The sequence below is a fragment of the Sulfuricystis thermophila genome (genome assembly GCF_004323595.1).
Taxonomy (GTDB): Bacteria; Pseudomonadota; Gammaproteobacteria; order Burkholderiales; family Rhodocyclaceae; genus Sulfuricystis; species Sulfuricystis thermophila.
Genome location: NZ_AP019373.1, coordinates 1,503,228 through 1,517,916, shown reverse-complemented (window position 1 = coordinate 1,517,916; position 14,689 = coordinate 1,503,228). Strand labels below are relative to the sequence as shown.

The 14,689-nt window shown below is 63.2% G+C and carries 14 protein-coding genes and 1 tRNA gene; 3 read left to right on the top strand and 12 right to left on the bottom strand.

The features are described 5' to 3' along the window. Positions 1–58 precede the first annotated feature (58 nt). Genes M52SOB_RS07610 through M52SOB_RS07600 form a run of 3 tightly spaced genes read left to right on the top strand, consistent with a single transcriptional unit; the run spans position 59 to position 4,373 of the window. A complete protein-coding gene (locus tag M52SOB_RS07610) occupies positions 59–730 on the top strand; it encodes an ABC transporter ATP-binding protein (RefSeq protein ID WP_131111295.1) in 672 nt (223 codons plus the stop codon). Further along, positions 727–3,279, top strand: a complete 2,553-nt coding sequence (locus M52SOB_RS07605; protein ID WP_131111294.1) for an FtsX-like permease family protein — start codon at positions 727–729, stop codon at positions 3,277–3,279. Before M52SOB_RS07610 ends, M52SOB_RS07605 begins: the two co-directional genes overlap by 4 nt. Then, the gene (locus M52SOB_RS07600; RefSeq protein WP_131111293.1) at positions 3,279–4,373 is read left to right on the top strand and encodes a lipocalin-like domain-containing protein; all 1,095 of its coding nucleotides are present in this window, start codon (positions 3,279–3,281) and stop codon (positions 4,371–4,373) included. Before M52SOB_RS07605 ends, M52SOB_RS07600 begins: the two co-directional genes overlap by 1 nt. Before the next feature lie 400 nt (positions 4,374–4,773). Here M52SOB_RS07600 and M52SOB_RS07595 read toward each other — a convergent pair whose 3' ends face one another. From M52SOB_RS07595 to M52SOB_RS07540, 12 genes are all read right to left on the bottom strand, one after another. Continuing rightward, positions 4,774–6,600, bottom strand: coding sequence for a phage major capsid protein (locus tag M52SOB_RS07595; protein WP_131111292.1), 1,827 nt, complete (start codon positions 6,598–6,600; stop codon positions 4,774–4,776). Positions 6,601–6,848: 248 nt separating this feature from the next. Then, positions 6,849–7,337 carry a DUF1441 family protein gene (locus tag M52SOB_RS07590; RefSeq protein ID WP_131111291.1) on the bottom strand — a complete coding sequence of 163 codons (489 nt, stop codon included), beginning with the start codon at positions 7,335–7,337 and terminating at the stop codon, positions 6,849–6,851. A 113-nt stretch (positions 7,338–7,450) separates the two neighbouring features. Continuing rightward, positions 7,451–7,750 carry a hypothetical protein gene (locus M52SOB_RS07585; protein WP_131111290.1) on the bottom strand — a complete coding sequence of 100 codons (300 nt, stop codon included), beginning with the start codon at positions 7,748–7,750 and terminating at the stop codon, positions 7,451–7,453. A 194-nt stretch (positions 7,751–7,944) separates the two neighbouring features. Beyond that, positions 7,945–10,317 carry a DUF3987 domain-containing protein gene (locus M52SOB_RS07580; RefSeq protein WP_131111289.1) on the bottom strand — a complete coding sequence of 791 codons (2,373 nt, stop codon included), beginning with the start codon at positions 10,315–10,317 and terminating at the stop codon, positions 7,945–7,947. Positions 10,318–10,470: 153 nt separating this feature from the next. Continuing rightward, positions 10,471–10,689: a hypothetical protein gene (locus M52SOB_RS07575; RefSeq protein WP_131111288.1), complete on the bottom strand. Its 219-nt coding sequence runs from the start codon at positions 10,687–10,689 to the stop codon at positions 10,471–10,473. Beyond that, complete coding sequence (locus M52SOB_RS07570) at positions 10,682–11,071, bottom strand: hypothetical protein (RefSeq protein WP_131111287.1); 390 nt, start codon at positions 11,069–11,071, stop codon at positions 10,682–10,684. Before M52SOB_RS07570 ends, M52SOB_RS07575 begins: the two co-directional genes overlap by 8 nt. Positions 11,072–11,348: 277 nt before the next feature. After that, positions 11,349–11,594 carry a hypothetical protein gene (locus M52SOB_RS07565; RefSeq protein ID WP_131111286.1) on the bottom strand — a complete coding sequence of 82 codons (246 nt, stop codon included), beginning with the start codon at positions 11,592–11,594 and terminating at the stop codon, positions 11,349–11,351. Next, a complete protein-coding gene (locus tag M52SOB_RS07560) occupies positions 11,584–12,105 on the bottom strand; it encodes a hypothetical protein (protein WP_131111285.1) in 522 nt (173 codons plus the stop codon). The genes M52SOB_RS07565 and M52SOB_RS07560 overlap by 11 nt, the downstream gene beginning before the upstream one ends. Beyond that, a complete protein-coding gene (locus M52SOB_RS07555; protein WP_131111284.1) occupies positions 12,096–12,314 on the bottom strand; it encodes a hypothetical protein in 219 nt (72 codons plus the stop codon). Before M52SOB_RS07555 ends, M52SOB_RS07560 begins: the two co-directional genes overlap by 10 nt. After that, positions 12,305–13,195 (bottom strand): tyrosine-type recombinase/integrase, encoded by an 891-nt coding sequence (locus tag M52SOB_RS07550; RefSeq protein ID WP_131111283.1) that lies wholly within the window; start codon positions 13,193–13,195, stop codon positions 12,305–12,307. Before M52SOB_RS07550 ends, M52SOB_RS07555 begins: the two co-directional genes overlap by 10 nt. 106 nt (positions 13,196–13,301) lie before the next feature. Then, positions 13,302–13,376 (bottom strand) — tRNA-Val (locus M52SOB_RS07545). Positions 13,377–13,454: 78 nt separating this feature from the next. After that, entirely contained in the window at positions 13,455–14,657 is a 1,203-nt protein-coding gene (locus tag M52SOB_RS07540) for an amino acid aminotransferase (RefSeq protein ID WP_131111282.1), read from the bottom strand. Between the last annotated feature and the right edge of the window lie 32 nt (positions 14,658–14,689).

Sequence of the window (14,689 nt, the reverse complement as noted above, 5' to 3'; positions counted from 1 at the left end):
TTCCTTGCACGGCTTGCAGACGCGCGATGAAACCTTTTCTTCCGGCGGCGGGCGGGACATGAGGGCGCTGCTCGAAATCCGTTCGCTCGCCAAGACTCATCCCGGCGGGCATGCCTTGTTCGACGATCTGTCGCTTTCGCTGGCTGCGGGCGAATATGTGGCGATCATGGGCGAATCCGGCGTCGGCAAGTCGACGCTGCTCAATCTGATCGCCGGGCTGGAGCAGCCCGACCGCGGCAGCATCCGCATCGCCGGCCAGCCGATTTCCGGTCTGCCTGACGAGGCGGCGGCGCGACTGCGCCGGGAGAAGCTCGGCTTCGTCTTCCAGGCGTTCCATGTGCTGCCTCATCTGACGCTGATGCAGAACGTGCGCGTGCCGCTGCTGCTGCTCGGCCGTGACGATCCGGCACGGGCGGCGGCGATGCTCGCGGCCGTCGGTCTCGGCGATCGTCTCGGTGCCTATCCACGCGAGTTGTCGGGCGGCGAGCTGCAACGCGTCGCGATCGCGCGGGCGCTGGTGCATCGTCCGGCGCTGTTGCTCGCCGACGAGCCGACCGGCAATCTCGATCCGGACACCGCGCGGGAAATCCTGCAATTGCTGCATGAGGAAATCCGCGCCAACGGCACGACGGCGATCCTCGTCACCCATTCCCTGCAGGCGGCGGCGAGCGCCGACCGGGTGTTCGAATTGACTGCGAGCGGTTTGCGGCAGAGGCATCTCGCGGCATGAAACTCGCTGCCTGGCTGGCGACTGGCGAACTGCGCGCGCACCCGGGCCGTCTGCTCGTCGCGCTGGCGGCGATCGCCATTGGCGTCGCACTCGGCTTGGCCGTCCAACTCATCAACGCCTCGGCGGCCACGGAGTTTTCCCAGGCGGTGCGAGCCACGACTGGCCAGGCCGATTTCGAGATCCGCGGTCCGCGCGGTGGCTTCGACGACCGGGTGCTGGAGCGCGTCGCGGCTGATCCGGCCGTCGCGGTGGCCAGCCCGATGGTCGAAGTCGATGCCCTCGTGCTCGACGGCGCCGAGACACGCAACGAGACGCGCATCCTCAAGGTGATCGGCATCGACCCGTTCCGCGCCGGGCAGGTGACGCCGGCGCTCATCGGCGTGCCGGCGGCAGACGAAGAGGGGATGGCGCTGCTGGCCGACGATGCGTTGTTCCTCTCGCCTGCCGCACAGGCCTGGCTCGGCGTCGCGCCCGGCCAGACACTGGGTCTGCAGAGTGGCCTCGAGGTGGTGACGCTGCGCATCGCCGGGGGCCTGCCGGGCGCAAGGCCGCGTCAGCGCCTGGCGACGCTGGACATCGGCGCCGCCCAATGGCGTCTCGCGCGGCTGGGCGTCTTGACGCGCATCGCCGTGCGTCTGAAATCCGGCAGTGATCTCGCCATGGCGAAGGCGCGCATCGCCGCCTTGCTGCCCTCGGGGGTCTTCATCGCCGCGCCCGAGGATGCCGATGTGCGCGCCAGCAACCTCTCGCGTGCCTACCGGGTGAATCTCGATGTGCTCGCGCTGGTGGCGCTATTCACCGGCGCCTTCCTGGTGTTTTCGACACAGACGCTCGCCGTGGCAAGGCGGCGCGGCGAATTCGCGCTGCTGCGCACGCTCGGCTGGCCGGCCAGGCAACTGCAAGCCTACGTCGTCGCCGAGAGCGCGGCGCTGGGGGGTGCCGGCAGCCTGCTCGGCGCGTTCGCCGGCATCGGCGTGGCGCGTTTCGCCCTCGATCTCCTCGGGGGTGATCTGGGCGGCGGTTATTTCGCCGGCATCGTGCCGGCACTGATCGTCGATACGCCCACCGTCGGCGGCTTCGTGCTGCTGGGCGTGCTTGCCGCAGCCGCGGGCAGTCTCATGCCGGCATTGGAGATCGCACGGGCCGAGCCGGCCCAGGCGCTCAAGAGTGGTGCGGAAGCCATTTCGGCACACGGCATGGGGCGCGATTGGCCGGGGATCGCGCTGCTTCTCGCCGGCGCCGTTTTGACCCAGCTGCCGCCGATCGACGGCTTGCCGGTGGCGGGGTATCTCGCCATCGTCTGCTGGCTCGTCGGCGGCATCAGCCTGATGCCGGGGCTGGCTGGTAGGACCTTCGCGGCTTGCGCCCGCTGGCTGGACGTCCGCGCCGGGGGCTGGCCGTTTGCTTTCCTTTCCCTGCAACGGCTCGCCGCGGCACCCAGCCAGGCCGGCATTGCGCTCGCCGGCGTGGTGGCGAGTTTCGCGTTGATGGTGGCGATGGCGATCATGGTCGGCAGCTTCCGCGATTCGGTCGACCGCTGGCTCGGTCGGGTGTTGGCCGCGCCGCTGTATTTTCGTGTGCCGGCCGGCGGCAACAGCGCTTTCGTCCCGCCGGAAGCGCTGACGGCGATCGCTGCCCAGCCGCAGCTGGAACGTTTCGAGTGGCTGCGCATCCTGCAGCTCGATCTCGATCCGCGCCGGCCGCCGGTGACGCTGATGGCGCGCACGCTCGACAAGCGCGATCCGGGCCGGCGCATTCCGCTCACTGGCGCCGCACTGCCGCCCGAGGCCGTGAAGGTCGGCAGCGTGCCGGTCTGGGTATCCGAGGCGATGGTCGATCTCTACGGCTGGTCGGTTGGCAGCCGCCAACGGTTGCCGCTGGCTGGTCAGGCGGTCGATGTCACCGTGGCGGGGGTATGGCGCGATTTTGCGCGCCAGCATGGCACGGTGACGATGGCGCTCGATGATTACCGGCGCCTGACGGGCGACGAGGGGATCACCGATGGCGCGCTGTGGCCAAAACCCGGCATTGCCCCGCGTGAGCTGGCCGAGACGATCCGGCGTGCCGTGCCGGCCACCCGGCAGCTCGAGTTCGCCGAGCCGGGGGAGATTCGCGCTGCCTCATTGCGCATCTTCGATCGCAGTTTCGCCGTCACCTACCTGCTCGAAGGGGTGGCCATCGTCATCGGGCTGGCCGGTATCGGCGCCAGCTTTTCCGCTCAGGTGCTCGTTCGCGCCCGCGAGTTCGGCATGCTGCGTCATCTGGGCATGACGCGCCGCGAAGTGCTGCGCCTGCTGGGCCTGGAGGCCGGCGGGCTGACACTGTTCGGCATCGCGGCGGGGGGCGTGCTCGGCCTGGCGATCGCGCTGGTGCTGATCCGGGTCGTCAATCCGCAGTCTTTTCATTGGAACATGGATATTGCCGTGCCCTGGCGCCTGCTCGGTGCAGTCACCGTGTTGCTGCTCGTCGCCGCCGTGAGCACTGCGCTGCTGGCGGCACGCCAGGCGACCGGGCCGGGGCCGGTGCACGCGGTGCGGGAGGATTGGTGATGCAGCGCCGGCGCTGGCTGGAAATGCTTCTCTTGACCGCGCTGCTGCCGCGTCGTCTGCTGGCAGCGGCGCCCTCGTTTCCGTCCGTCGTGCCACGTCCGCTGATCTTCCCGCGCGATCATGGCGCGCATCCGGAATTCCGCACCGAATGGTGGTATGTCACCGGCTGGCTCGAAACGGCCGCCGAAGCGCTCGGCTTCCAGATCACTTTTTTCCGCAGCCGCACCACGCACGATCCGGGTAATCCGTCGCGCTTCGCGCCGCATCAGCTGCTGTTCGCCCACGCCGCGCTGGCGCGCCCGCGTGAAGGCCGCCTGCTGCACGACCAGCGGGCGGCGCGCGTGGTGCGCGACGATCCGGCGGCGGGCTTTTCGAGTGTCGATACCGATCTGATCCTCGCCGGCTGGCGCTTGCGGCGTGGGGCGGACGGTCGCTATGAGGCGCGGATCGACGCCGCAGCCTTCGCCCTCGATCTGCGCTTTGCGCCGACGCAACCGCTGCTGCTGCAGGGCGAGGGAGGATTCTCTCGGAAAGGGCCGCGGCCGGACCAGGCGAGTCACTACTATAGCCAGCCGCAGCTCGACGTCGCCGGCATAGTTGGCGCAGGCGGCGAACGCCTGGAGGTCGGTGGTCGCGCCTGGCTCGATCACGAATGGTCGAGCCAGATCCTCGATGCCACGGCAACCGGCTGGGACTGGGTGGGCATCAATCTCGACGATGGCGGCGCGCTGATGGCCTTCCGCATCCGGCCGCGCTCGGGCGAGGGCAGTCTCTGGGCCGCCGCACGGCTGCGCACGGCGGAGGGTCATGAGCGCAGCTTCGCGCCGGACGAGGTGCATTTCGAGCCGATCGGCACCTGGCGCTCGCCGCATACCGGCACGGACTATCCGGTGCGCTGTCGCCTGACACTGGGCAGCCGCGCCGATGCGCTGCGGTTCGAGATCGAACCGCTGATGGAAGACCAGGAACTCGACGCGCGTCGCTCGACCGGCGCGGTGTATTGGGAGGGAGCCGTGACTTTGCTCGCCGAGGGAAAGCGCCGTGGGCGCGGCTACCTCGAACTCGTCGGCTACCACCGGCCGATGCGGCTGTAGCGCGGATGAAATTCGGCGCTGGCAGGACGGCACAAGGGCGACAGCGGGGAGGAAATGAAAAGGCCCGGTCGGAATGACCGGGCCTGGCGATGTCTGGTGGGCGGTACTGGGTTCGAACCAGTGACCCCTGCCGTGTGAAGGTATATACTGAAACAGGCCCGAGCAAGTATAGCGCAAGTGGAGCGCAAAGCAATAGCGCGATTAGCCGTTGCATACGTCTGCAAAATTGAAACGGGGAGGGGAGGGTGCCACGTCGAGCTGAACCTCCTCAGCGCCCGGAGTGGCGTCCCGCAATCAAGCGGCCGGTGTTTCCCATGGGAGAATTGCATCAACCTCAAGTTAGTGTTGATGCAAAGCCAGCCAGGCTATGGGCAACTCTCTCGCCTGGCCAGCTCGCTCATCAAGCCGTCAGGGCATCCAGGATGGCGGCGAAGCTAACCGGGCGGCGTAGGGCAACATCGACATCCTGCAGGGTGATGATGCGATGAATGCCGGCTGTGCCGCCGCTGTAGGGGTCGGCGAGCACATCAAGGCCGCCCCACATGCCAATCAGCAAATCGCTCCAGTTGCCCAGGATAATCGCCGAGCAGACGCCGACGCTGGTGCCCTTGGTGAGGTTGCTCGGCACCTGGTTTGTGCTCACCGCACGATAGCCGCCGATCCGGCCCCAGCCTGGCTCCTGGGCGGCAATCGACTCCCAAACCCAGCCGCCGCCCGCATCGCCAGTGACTTTCAGCGTTGATTGGAGCTTGCGGCGCACTTTGGCATTTGTCATAAACGCCATGCCTTGAATGTCGGCATTGGCCAGAGCAATGCTTTCTTCGAGCTGCAGCATGCTTTCCCATGTAGGTGCGCCGCCGTTGCTGCCGAGAGCAACCGAACCAACTCCCGAGGTATTCAGGATGCCCGTCGGCTGGTTGTTGGTGCCGGACCCGTGGATCGCGGCACGATCGATTTCCGTCGCGATCATGCCGGCCAGGTCGCGCCTCACCAGCATTTCGATTTCGGGCGAGGCCTGCAACAGCATCTTGCGTGAGTAATCGGTATAGGAGCCAACGGTTTTCGGCGTCAGGTTGATCTGGCCGAAGGTGGGCTGAGATTCGGTTACAGCACCGTTTTCCGTCACCCAGTAACCTGTGCTCGTTCCAGTTTGCGTCGGGATGGAAACGTTGCCATTCAGACCGGACAGCATCGTTGCACCCAGCGCCGCCGTGAAAGAACGCTTGCGCAGGTAATCGACGAACTGATTGGCGAGGTGATCTGTCGGGCGTAAGTAGCCGCCATCGGACGGCGTGCCAACCGTCAGGTCGCGCGTCTGCAGTGCTTCAAATGGAATGAACAGCCCCTGGGGTTCCTTGCCGATCTTCTGCGCATAGGCGCGGCTGCATTCGATTTCGAATCCAGCATCGCGCTTTGCCATCGGGTCGGTCAGGGCGCGGAGTGCGCGCGTGACGCTGTAGCGCTCGATCTCGCGGCCGGTCATGCCCAGTTCGGGAGACTCGTCAAACCGGATGCTCCCGGTACCGCGATCCTTAATCTTGTCCATGACGAAGGCCCGGAATCCGGCAACGTCAAGGCCAGCGTCGTCGATGAAGTTGTTTACGTCGCGGCTGGAAATATTGAATTGCTCGGCCAGCGCGTTGATCTCCCGCACCGACTCGCGAATCTCCGATTCGTAGCGGCGCGAGGCGCGTTGCTGCGAGCGCGACTGGTGGTCAGGGGTGGTGACGTTTTCGGTATTGGTGTTCATGTGATTTCCTTCCAATGTGAGGGAACGAAAGAAGCCGGCCTGCGGGTCGGCAGGAATGGAAACCGCGCTGACTTCAAGCGGCTGCCAACTGAAACGAACCACGCGGCCCAGCTCTTCAAGTGCTTTATTGATTCGATAGCCGACGGAAAGATTGCGGACGATGCCGTCTTTCACGTCGCGGAGGAGCTGCTGCGCCAGTTCGCTGGAACCGAAGCGGGCCATGCCGCGCAGCTTCCGGCCTTCAACCCGCAGATCCTCGACGACGCCGACGTTAAGCTGTCTGTGATCGTGTTGAACGATCAACGGCAGCGGCGCGCGACGCAGGTCGATATCGGACGGGTTGTGACTCAGCACCTCGAAATAGTCACCGCGATCAACGGGCTCCTCGGAACTGACGACGCAGGGGATACGGTCCCCCTCGATGTCGGCAACCCGTAGCTCGATCGATCTGACACGGCGATCTCTATTGCCAGGCATATGATTCTCCTGATGTGACCGGGCCAAAAAAGCAAAACGCGGGACCGGCCGTGAAAATCCATCCCTTCGGATGGGCCTTCGCTTTGACCAGAACCCGCGCTCTGCAGGCCTCCCGCATTCCGGATTACCGCTGGTGGCAGGGCAAGCGCGAAGCGATTGAACCCCTACTCAGCAGTGCTCGACGGAAGCTCAAGCATGTCGGCACTGTAAGGGGAGGGAAGCGAAACTTATACCGGAATAATTTCGCATTACTTTCCCCTATTGGCTTCGGCCTCGTCCTCGTCGTAACCAGGACCCGCGCAGGCCCAATCCGCCAGACGATTCAGGAATGCCTCGAACTCGGCCTGCAGCATCTCTTCGCGCAGACGCAGATCTTCTGGCAGTTCGCGCGCCAGGCGCTGTGGTGCCTCGAGCCAAGCCTCGCGCGCAGCGACAAAGGCGGCCTTCAGTTTTGGCTCAAGCTGATCGGCCGGAATCAGCATCCCGCGGCGCTCGGCGTTCTCCATCTCGATCTTGTCGGCCTGCGCACGTGCCAGGCGGTCTTGCGGCCGCACGGCCTGTGCCTTGCGCAACTCGCGATCCACCAGCCAGTCGATACAGGCGCGGCTGTTGTATTCGCTCGACGTTCCCGGCCCGCCGCGCACGGCGACGGGCATGCCTTCCTTCTGCCAACTATCGATAGTCTCGCGACTTACTGCAAAGAGGTCGGCAATCTGCTGCTGTCCAACTATGTTCATGGCAATATCCTTTGTCAGTCAAGCTCTTACAGTTCAGAGAACTGGCGATTTCCTGCGGTCGTTTCGCGCCGTGTGGGATTTAGCTGGGAAGGACCCGCTGTACTCACGGCCAGTCAATGTGCGGTGCGCGGACCATCCTTGATAGCGAAGCGCAGGCCTTGCTCCTGAGCTAGCCGCAGGTGCTCGTGCAGGGCATTCCGTACTGCGTTGCTCATGTTGGTCATGGCTTGCTGCGCGGACAGTAAGCGGGTGTTCGATCCGTCTGGATTTTCCATCTCCACCACACGCACCAGCATTTCAAGATTGCTTGCGTGCGCATGCAAGAACAGACAGAACTCACCGAAACTGCTGCCCTCGATCTCGACGCTTTGATCGGGATTGGTTACTTCAAGTCCGATTGATGCAAGGTTCATTTCGATTGCCTCCTATTCAAATGGCAGTGCTACTTACACCCCGGTGACAGTGACAAAAGCGACAAAAGCGACAAAAGCCATAATCGACCTTTTGGCACTTCTGTCACTGTCACCGAGCATGGATGGATATGTCTTTAAAAGAAAAGAAACTCTGTTAATCATGTCTACTGACAAATGGCTTTTGGTGACGAAACTCATGCGGCACCTTTTGTCACATGCAGCTTGGGATTGACCAGGTAGTACGCCGATGCACGGCCGCCGGTCGCCGCCTTTTTCTCGCCGCTGATGACGTACAGGTCGCGCAGGTGGGCAAGCGCGCGTTCCAGCCGCTCCACCTTGGAGAAACGGCCGTGCATGGCCCGTTGCGCCTCGCGCCGGGTGAAGTATTGCCGGTTGCCTGCCTTGATCCAGCGCAGGACGGCCAGTGCATCGATATCGGTATCGTCGCTGCCCAACATGGCGAAGGCCGCCTCGGCATGCGGCACCAGCAGCCGACACAGGTCGAGCGCACGATTCACGGCCTCGATACCGATCTCAACCGCGTCGAGTCCCTCCTCGGCAATCTGGAACAAGGCGGCGAGGCGCGCGGCATGGCCGGGCAGCTTGGATGTCCAGTCGGAGATCGCCTCATAACGTCCGCCTTCCCCTTGGTGACGCTCCACGCCCTCGGCAAAGCTCAGCCAGGGTTCCAGCGCGGCGGCCGTGAAGGGCAGGATGCGCGGCTCGCGCCCGCGCTCCTCATAGCCGTCGAGAAGGCGCAACACGGCATCCTGATAGTCGTCGGCGACGCGCTGCGGGATCGGGCACCGTTGCCGCACATCGCGCAGACCGATGTTGCTTTTCGGGATGGCGTACAGGTAGCGGGCCAGCACGCCCGTGGCGCGCAGGCGGCGACCGGCGGCCAGCTCGGCAAATGACTCCGGTTGCACGATCAACCCCATGGAGAGACACGGCCGATCAAGATGCGCTTCCCGGCCTTGCCGATCCACGCGGATCGCGCTGCCGGCGTGCCCCTTCAGCACCACGTCCAAACTGGCCACGCCGCCGCGCAGAGCGCCGGAAAGATTCAGGAAGGTATCCGACTCGTCGGATAGGATGCCGATCTTCCCGCCTTGCTCGGCCAACAGGCTCTCGCAGCGCTCCGGAGTGGCATTGGTCGTGAAGATGCGCGGCGCCTTCAGCTCGTCGGGCATCTCCTCGCGCGTGCGGCGGATTTCGTCCTCGATCTTCGCGCGCCGCTCGGCATTGTCCTCGCGGGCGGCGTCCTGCCTCAGTTTCTCGATTCGCTTCGTGGCGACTTCTCGCGCGGCAAAGCGGCGATAAATCTCCGGTCGAGCGCGATCTCCGGCGAGCTTTTCGAAACGGACCAGCGGGGCGCAGCAGGCCGCAAAAACGGCGGTTTTGCGGCCGCCCACGGGATAGCAGGTATTCGTCCAGATCGCCAACGATTCACGATAGTCGTCGTCGAAGGGCGAGACTTCGAACCGCCCATGCAGGACGCACCCCAGCACGCTGATGGTGAACAGCGTCGCCAGGGCAGGGGGCGTCTGCGTTGATTGCGCCACGGCCGCCGCGTGCTCGCCAAAAATCCCCGGCAGGATGGCGGCGGGAATTTCCGGTGTCGTGCGGCTGCCCGGCTGAATCGGATCGGGCCACACGGCATCCTCGTTAACACTTGCACCAGAATCGCCGCTGGGCGATTTTTTCGGGGTGGGCGGGGTATTGGTATCAACCAGCCGCGCAACGCGCCAGCCGGCCGCATGCGCCAAGCCGTAGAGCGTCGCGCCAGTGATCGCACCAGGTCGGAACGATTTCCACTTGGCGCGCATCTCGCGTTCACCGGGATACTTTCCCGACTTGGCGCTCCATCTGTTCCACAGCGCAAAGCCCGACTCCCCCAGCTCGGCATGGATCGCCATGCCGACGTGCAGCCAATCGTCGTAACCGCAATCGGGAGAGAGATAATCGAGCGCCGATGCGATCTTGGCATCGACCGGCATTTCGCCGGTCGGGGTAGGGTTGCTGCCTTTGATGGCCTGATGCAGGCGCGCGAGTACATCGGGTTCAATCGGTCGGATATCGACCGGCGTGCCGGTCAGGTGCTTGCCGGTCACGGTGAAGAACTGCCGCCCGCAGAACATCTCAATGCCCTTGCCGTTGTCCTTGGCGGTTTGGGTGCTGCCAGCGACGTAGATATGGAAGCCGCGACCCGATGGCGACCATTCGGTATAGGAAGCGCAGGCCTCGATGATGCGCTGCGCGGACGGCGAGATTTCGCCGGTCTCCGCATCGACCTTGTTATCCAGGTCGATGCCGATCAAGCCATCATCCGGCAGGAAGGCGAAGCCAAGGCCTGATGCTTGATGTTGCTCGACGGCGGCCAGCGCAGTCACATAGTCGACCAGCGCCGCGCGATCCGCCGCCGATCCTTGCTGCCCCGTGCGTCGCTTGCCATTCGCGTAGTAGGGCATCTTCGCTGGCTTCTTCGCGCCCGGCTTCTCTTCAAGCTTCCAGATCAACCACTGGCGGCGGGCGCGCAATGCCTCCGGGATGCCGAGATCAGACATTGCGCCCCCTTCCACCTTTGGGTTTTGGCGGTTTCGTCCACACTCTGTTCTTACCCGCTTTTTCCGCCATGGTCGGCACCCCAGGGAACCACGATTCGGGATTGCGTTTGCGATTCGCGAGAGCCACAAAAAAGCGCCGGCGGTTTCCCTTGCTCATGATGTCGCCCCGTCGATTTTCGAGAGGAATTCGGAAGCCGCCTTGAGGTCGTCATCCAATCGCCCGTTGGCGATCCGGGCAGGGACTGAGGCGATGCCGCCAGCTACTACGCATTGAGCGTAATCGGCCGCTGATAAAGACACGTCACGCAGCAGCCGCAGTGCCAGGCCGGGGGGGTTCTTCGGCTTGGTGATCGCATTCGCGGGCTTAGTCATGGCTTGGCTCCACAGTCTGAGCGGCGGGCTGTTTGCCACCCAATAACTGCCGAAGGCCATCACCCGCTTCGTGCAAGGTTTTTGCCTGCCCTTCGTAATCGATCTTAGGGGCAGCGCTCCCGGTTCGATTCCTTCCTTCAACGCTGCCAGTCGTCAGCAGATTGAACGTCGCCGTATCGAAGCGCGATGTATCTGCCAGCATGCGACCGCGCCAGGCGATGCGGCGTATTACGTCGGCATCGATCAGGGCTTTCGCATGGGTGCGCTGGAAGTGAATCCAGGAACTTTCGGTCGGCTTGACGCCGAACTCTGGGTGATCGCGGACGAAATTAAACCAGGCTTCAGAAGCCGGTATCCATCCTGTTGTTTGAAAAATTCCCATCAAAACTCTCCTTCACTTGGTTGAACATGTCTTGGGGCAGACGCTTAAGTGAAGGAGAGAGTAGTTTTGGTGCTGCGAAATTGTTACCGGAAGAATTTCGCCGGTCTATTGCTTGCGAGTTTTTCATCGAACCTCTCCTTAACTTGAGCGATCACGCTTGGGGCAGGCGCGAAGGAGAGGTTAGTTAGCTGCTTGGATCAATAAAACCAAAATGCCCGGCGATTACTTTCTGTCTTAGGTAGTGCCACGGCGGACCGAAGTCCGCCGGCCGTCCGGATCAAGCCCGAAATTGCAGCACCACGCCTTTGCTGGCGGTTGGTGTGTTTTTTCGGATCAATTCGCCATTGCGGGCGAGGGCGCGAATCCGCCTGAAACAGTCCTCGATTGCCTTCTCGGTGAACGGATCAAATCGGAAGCTGCTTTCTTCAAGCAAACCTTGCCATAGGGGTCGGCCTTCGATTTGCTCCAAGATTAGCTTGCGGATTTCCGGCTTGCTCATCTTGGCGAAGAAGTTATCGATCATTTTCCCGCCCCCTTGTCCAACGTTTCATGATTTCTTCGATCTCGACCAGTACCCCGGCGCCAGCCCTCTCGATATCCGCGTCAGCCTCGCCAACCAGTTCTTGCAACATGCTGGCGATGGTCTTGTCGTCCTTTGGCTGCCGGCCGTAAACATCCTCACACGCGTTCGCCAGCTCGTTCAGAGCGGCAGACTGGTCAATCAAGCCCAGGCGGTATCGCAAAGCCGTATGCATGGCGCGCATGCCAGAGCGCGCCGCCAATTCCCAGGGATCGAACGCCCGACCGCGCGGCAGGCGCTTGAGATTGAGCGCTTTCCGGACGCCCGGCTCATCCAGCACCATCGCGAGACAAACCGCCGCGATACACGCATCGTCGGCTTCCGGTGCTAGCGCCGCGCCATCGATCAGTCCCGCATGATGTGCTTTCAAGGTTTTCTCGATAAAGCGCTGCAGATAGACCTCTGCCGATCCTTCGCCGACGATCTTTTTGGCTTCATACAATGTCATTGCCATGATGCCTCCCTTACTTGACACGGCAAAGCACGGCTACCAAGCTTGCGCTTGGTAGCCGCTGCATCGAGGGCGATCAAATCATTTTTTGCTGCCACGCGGCGGTTGTGTCCCATCATATGAACCGCAACGTCCTCAATGACCTTTTGGGTGCCTGCAGAGCGTTCCCGGAAAGCAACCAACAGCCTTTGTTCGCGTAAGGTTAGTTCCATGATGCCTCCGTCGCGGCGCGCAAGGTTTTCGTTTCAAGATGACCGTAGCGGCGCTGCAAAATCAGGCTGGAATGCCCGAGTACCTGGGCGGCGACGGCAATGGTGGCGCCGCTCTTAAGCAACTCGGCCGCGCGATGGTGGCGCAGGTCATGCAGATGCAGATCGGCGCGCCCGATGGATGTTGTCAGCGCCGCCCACTGGTTGCGGTAATTGATCGGCTGCCCCTTGACGCGGGTACTCTCGAACAGCAGTTCGCCGGGCGGTTGCTTGGGCCAGATGCGCTTCATCAAGGCGGCCGTGCTTTCGCTGAAAAACAGCATCCGCGGCTTGCCGGTCTTGGTGTCGAGCACTTCGACGGTGCGCTTGTCGAGATCCACTTCCGCCCAGCGGCGATTGAGGATCTCGCTGCGCCGCGCGCCGGTTTCGATCACCAGCCGCACGAAGGCGGCGAAGCGCCTATCCTTGAAGGCCTTGGCGCCATCGATCAGCTTGGCAACCTCTTCGTCATTGAGCTCGACGCGACGGATCGCCTCTTCATAGCGCTGCAGGCCGATGGTCGGCGAGACGAAACCGACCGGGGCCAGGTGGCGGCGGATGGCCCACTTGAAGACCGTGCCGAGGGTGCTGGTGTCGCGATTGATCGTGGAGGCCTTGTAGAGGCCGGATTGCAGCATCGCCTCGGCGGCGAGGCTGATCTGGCGGGTCGATAGCGACCACGCGGATTCGGGGCCGAAGGCCTCAACCCACTTGCGCAGACGCAAATCCGCGCCGTCGAACTGCACGGCGCAGTAAGCCTTCACCAATTCGGCGAAGGTCATTTCGGCGGCGATATGTTCAGTTACATGCGCCATCGCCAGGCGCAGATCGATTTTGGGACGCATTCTTCAGGCTCCTTGTGCACTGTGCAAAAGATGCCTGCCCCAAGCATGAACCCCAAACTATCGTGCTACCAAAGGTTAGCGAATGCTAACCCTGAAACCTTGGAAGTGGTGGGCGGTACTGGGATCGAACCAGTGACTTCCACCGTGTGAAGGTGGCACTCTACCGCTGAGTTAACCGCCCACTTCCATTTAGCACTGCCGTGTGAAGGCAGTGCTCTACCGCTGAGCTAACCGCCCGATAGAGGCATGCATTATAACCTCATTGGATCACGGCGGCGATCGCCTTGGCGACGTACTCGATGTTGCGGGTGTTGAGCGCCGCGACGCAGATGCGGCCGGTCGAGACGGCGTAGATGCCGAATTCGCTCTTGAGCCGCTCGACCTGTGCGGCGGAAAGACCCGTGTAGGAGAACATGCCGCGCTGCACATTGATGAATTCGAAACCCTTGGCGCCGTTGGTGGCGAGCTTCTCGACCAGGCTCGTGCGCATGGTGCGGATGCGGTTGCGCATGCCGGCGAGTTCGTCTTCCCACATCTGGCGCAGCTCGGGGCTGGAGAGGCAGGCCGCGACGATGGCGCCGCCGTGGGTGGGCGGGTTCGAGTAATTGGTGCGGATCACGCGCTTGACCTGTGAGAGCACGCGGGCGGATTCGTCTTTGTTCGCGGTGACGATGGTCAGCGCGCCGACGCGTTCGCCATAGAGCGAGAAGGACTTCGAGAACGAGCTGGAGACGAAGAACTGCAGGCCCGAGGCGGCAAAGAGATCCAGCGCGGCGGCGTCTTCCTTGATGCCATCGGCGAACCCCTGGTAGGCCATGTCGATGAAGGCGACCAGATCTCGCTCCTTGATCGCGGCGACGATTTCCTTCCACTGTTCGAGCGTCAGGTCGGCGCCGGTCGGGTTGTGGCAGCAGGCATGCAGCACGACGATGCTGCGGGCGGGCATGGCCAGCAAAGCTGCCTTCATGCCGGCGAAATTCACGCCGCGCGTCGCCGGGTCGTAATAGGCGTATTCCTTGACCGGAAAGCCAGCGGCCTCGAACAGTGCGCGGTGGTTTTCCCAACTCGGATCGGAGATGTAGACGGTGGCGTCGGGCAACAAGCGCTTGAGATAATCGGCGCCGACCTTGAGCGCGCCCGTGCCGCCCAAACATTGGCAGGTGACGGCGCGGCCGGCAGCGAGCAATTCGGAATCTTTGCCGAAGAGCAGGTTTTGCACGGCGCCGTTGTAGGCGGGTGTGCCTTCGATCGGCTGGTAGCCGCGCGGCGGCTGGGCTTCGAGGCGGGCTTTTTCGGCCTGTTTGACGCAGGCGAGCAGCGGAATCTTGCCATCGTCGCCGAAATAAACCCCGACACCGAGGTTTACCTTGTTCGGATTGGTTTCGGCATTGAAGGCTTCGTTGAGGCCCAGGATCGGATCGCGGGGGGCCATTTCGACATTGGCGAAGAGGGACGTGCTCATTGGGACAAGGCTCCGGAAAGGGTAGAAAGACA

Bases quoted from the DNA above. Each gene is read 5' to 3' on its own strand.
- M52SOB_RS07595 (WP_131111292.1), bottom strand. From the start codon at position 6,600: ATGCCTGGCAATAGAGATCGCCGTGTCAGATCGATCGAGCTACGGGTT.
- M52SOB_RS07580 (WP_131111289.1), bottom strand. From the start codon at position 10,317: ATGTCTGATCTCGGCATCCCGGAGGCATTGCGCGCCCGCCGCCAGTGG.
- M52SOB_RS07585 (WP_131111290.1), bottom strand. From the start codon at position 7,750: ATGAACCTTGCATCAATCGGACTTGAAGTAACCAATCCCGATCAAAGC.
- M52SOB_RS07600 (WP_131111293.1), top strand. From the start codon at position 3,279: ATGCAGCGCCGGCGCTGGCTGGAAATGCTTCTCTTGACCGCGCTGCTG.
- M52SOB_RS07565 (WP_131111286.1), bottom strand. From the start codon at position 11,594: ATGATCGATAACTTCTTCGCCAAGATGAGCAAGCCGGAAATCCGCAAG.
- M52SOB_RS07560 (WP_131111285.1), bottom strand. From the start codon at position 12,105: ATGGCAATGACATTGTATGAAGCCAAAAAGATCGTCGGCGAAGGATCG.
- M52SOB_RS07570 (WP_131111287.1), bottom strand. From the start codon at position 11,071: ATGGGAATTTTTCAAACAACAGGATGGATACCGGCTTCTGAAGCCTGG.
- M52SOB_RS07540 (WP_131111282.1), bottom strand. From the start codon at position 14,657: ATGAGCACGTCCCTCTTCGCCAATGTCGAAATGGCCCCCCGCGATCCG.
- M52SOB_RS07555 (WP_131111284.1), bottom strand. From the start codon at position 12,314: ATGGAACTAACCTTACGCGAACAAAGGCTGTTGGTTGCTTTCCGGGAA.
- M52SOB_RS07550 (WP_131111283.1), bottom strand. From the start codon at position 13,195: ATGCGTCCCAAAATCGATCTGCGCCTGGCGATGGCGCATGTAACTGAA.
- M52SOB_RS07610 (WP_131111295.1), top strand. From the start codon at position 59: ATGAGGGCGCTGCTCGAAATCCGTTCGCTCGCCAAGACTCATCCCGGC.
- M52SOB_RS07590 (WP_131111291.1), bottom strand. From the start codon at position 7,337: ATGAACATAGTTGGACAGCAGCAGATTGCCGACCTCTTTGCAGTAAGT.
- M52SOB_RS07575 (WP_131111288.1), bottom strand. From the start codon at position 10,689: ATGACTAAGCCCGCGAATGCGATCACCAAGCCGAAGAACCCCCCCGGC.
- M52SOB_RS07605 (WP_131111294.1), top strand. From the start codon at position 727: ATGAAACTCGCTGCCTGGCTGGCGACTGGCGAACTGCGCGCGCACCCG.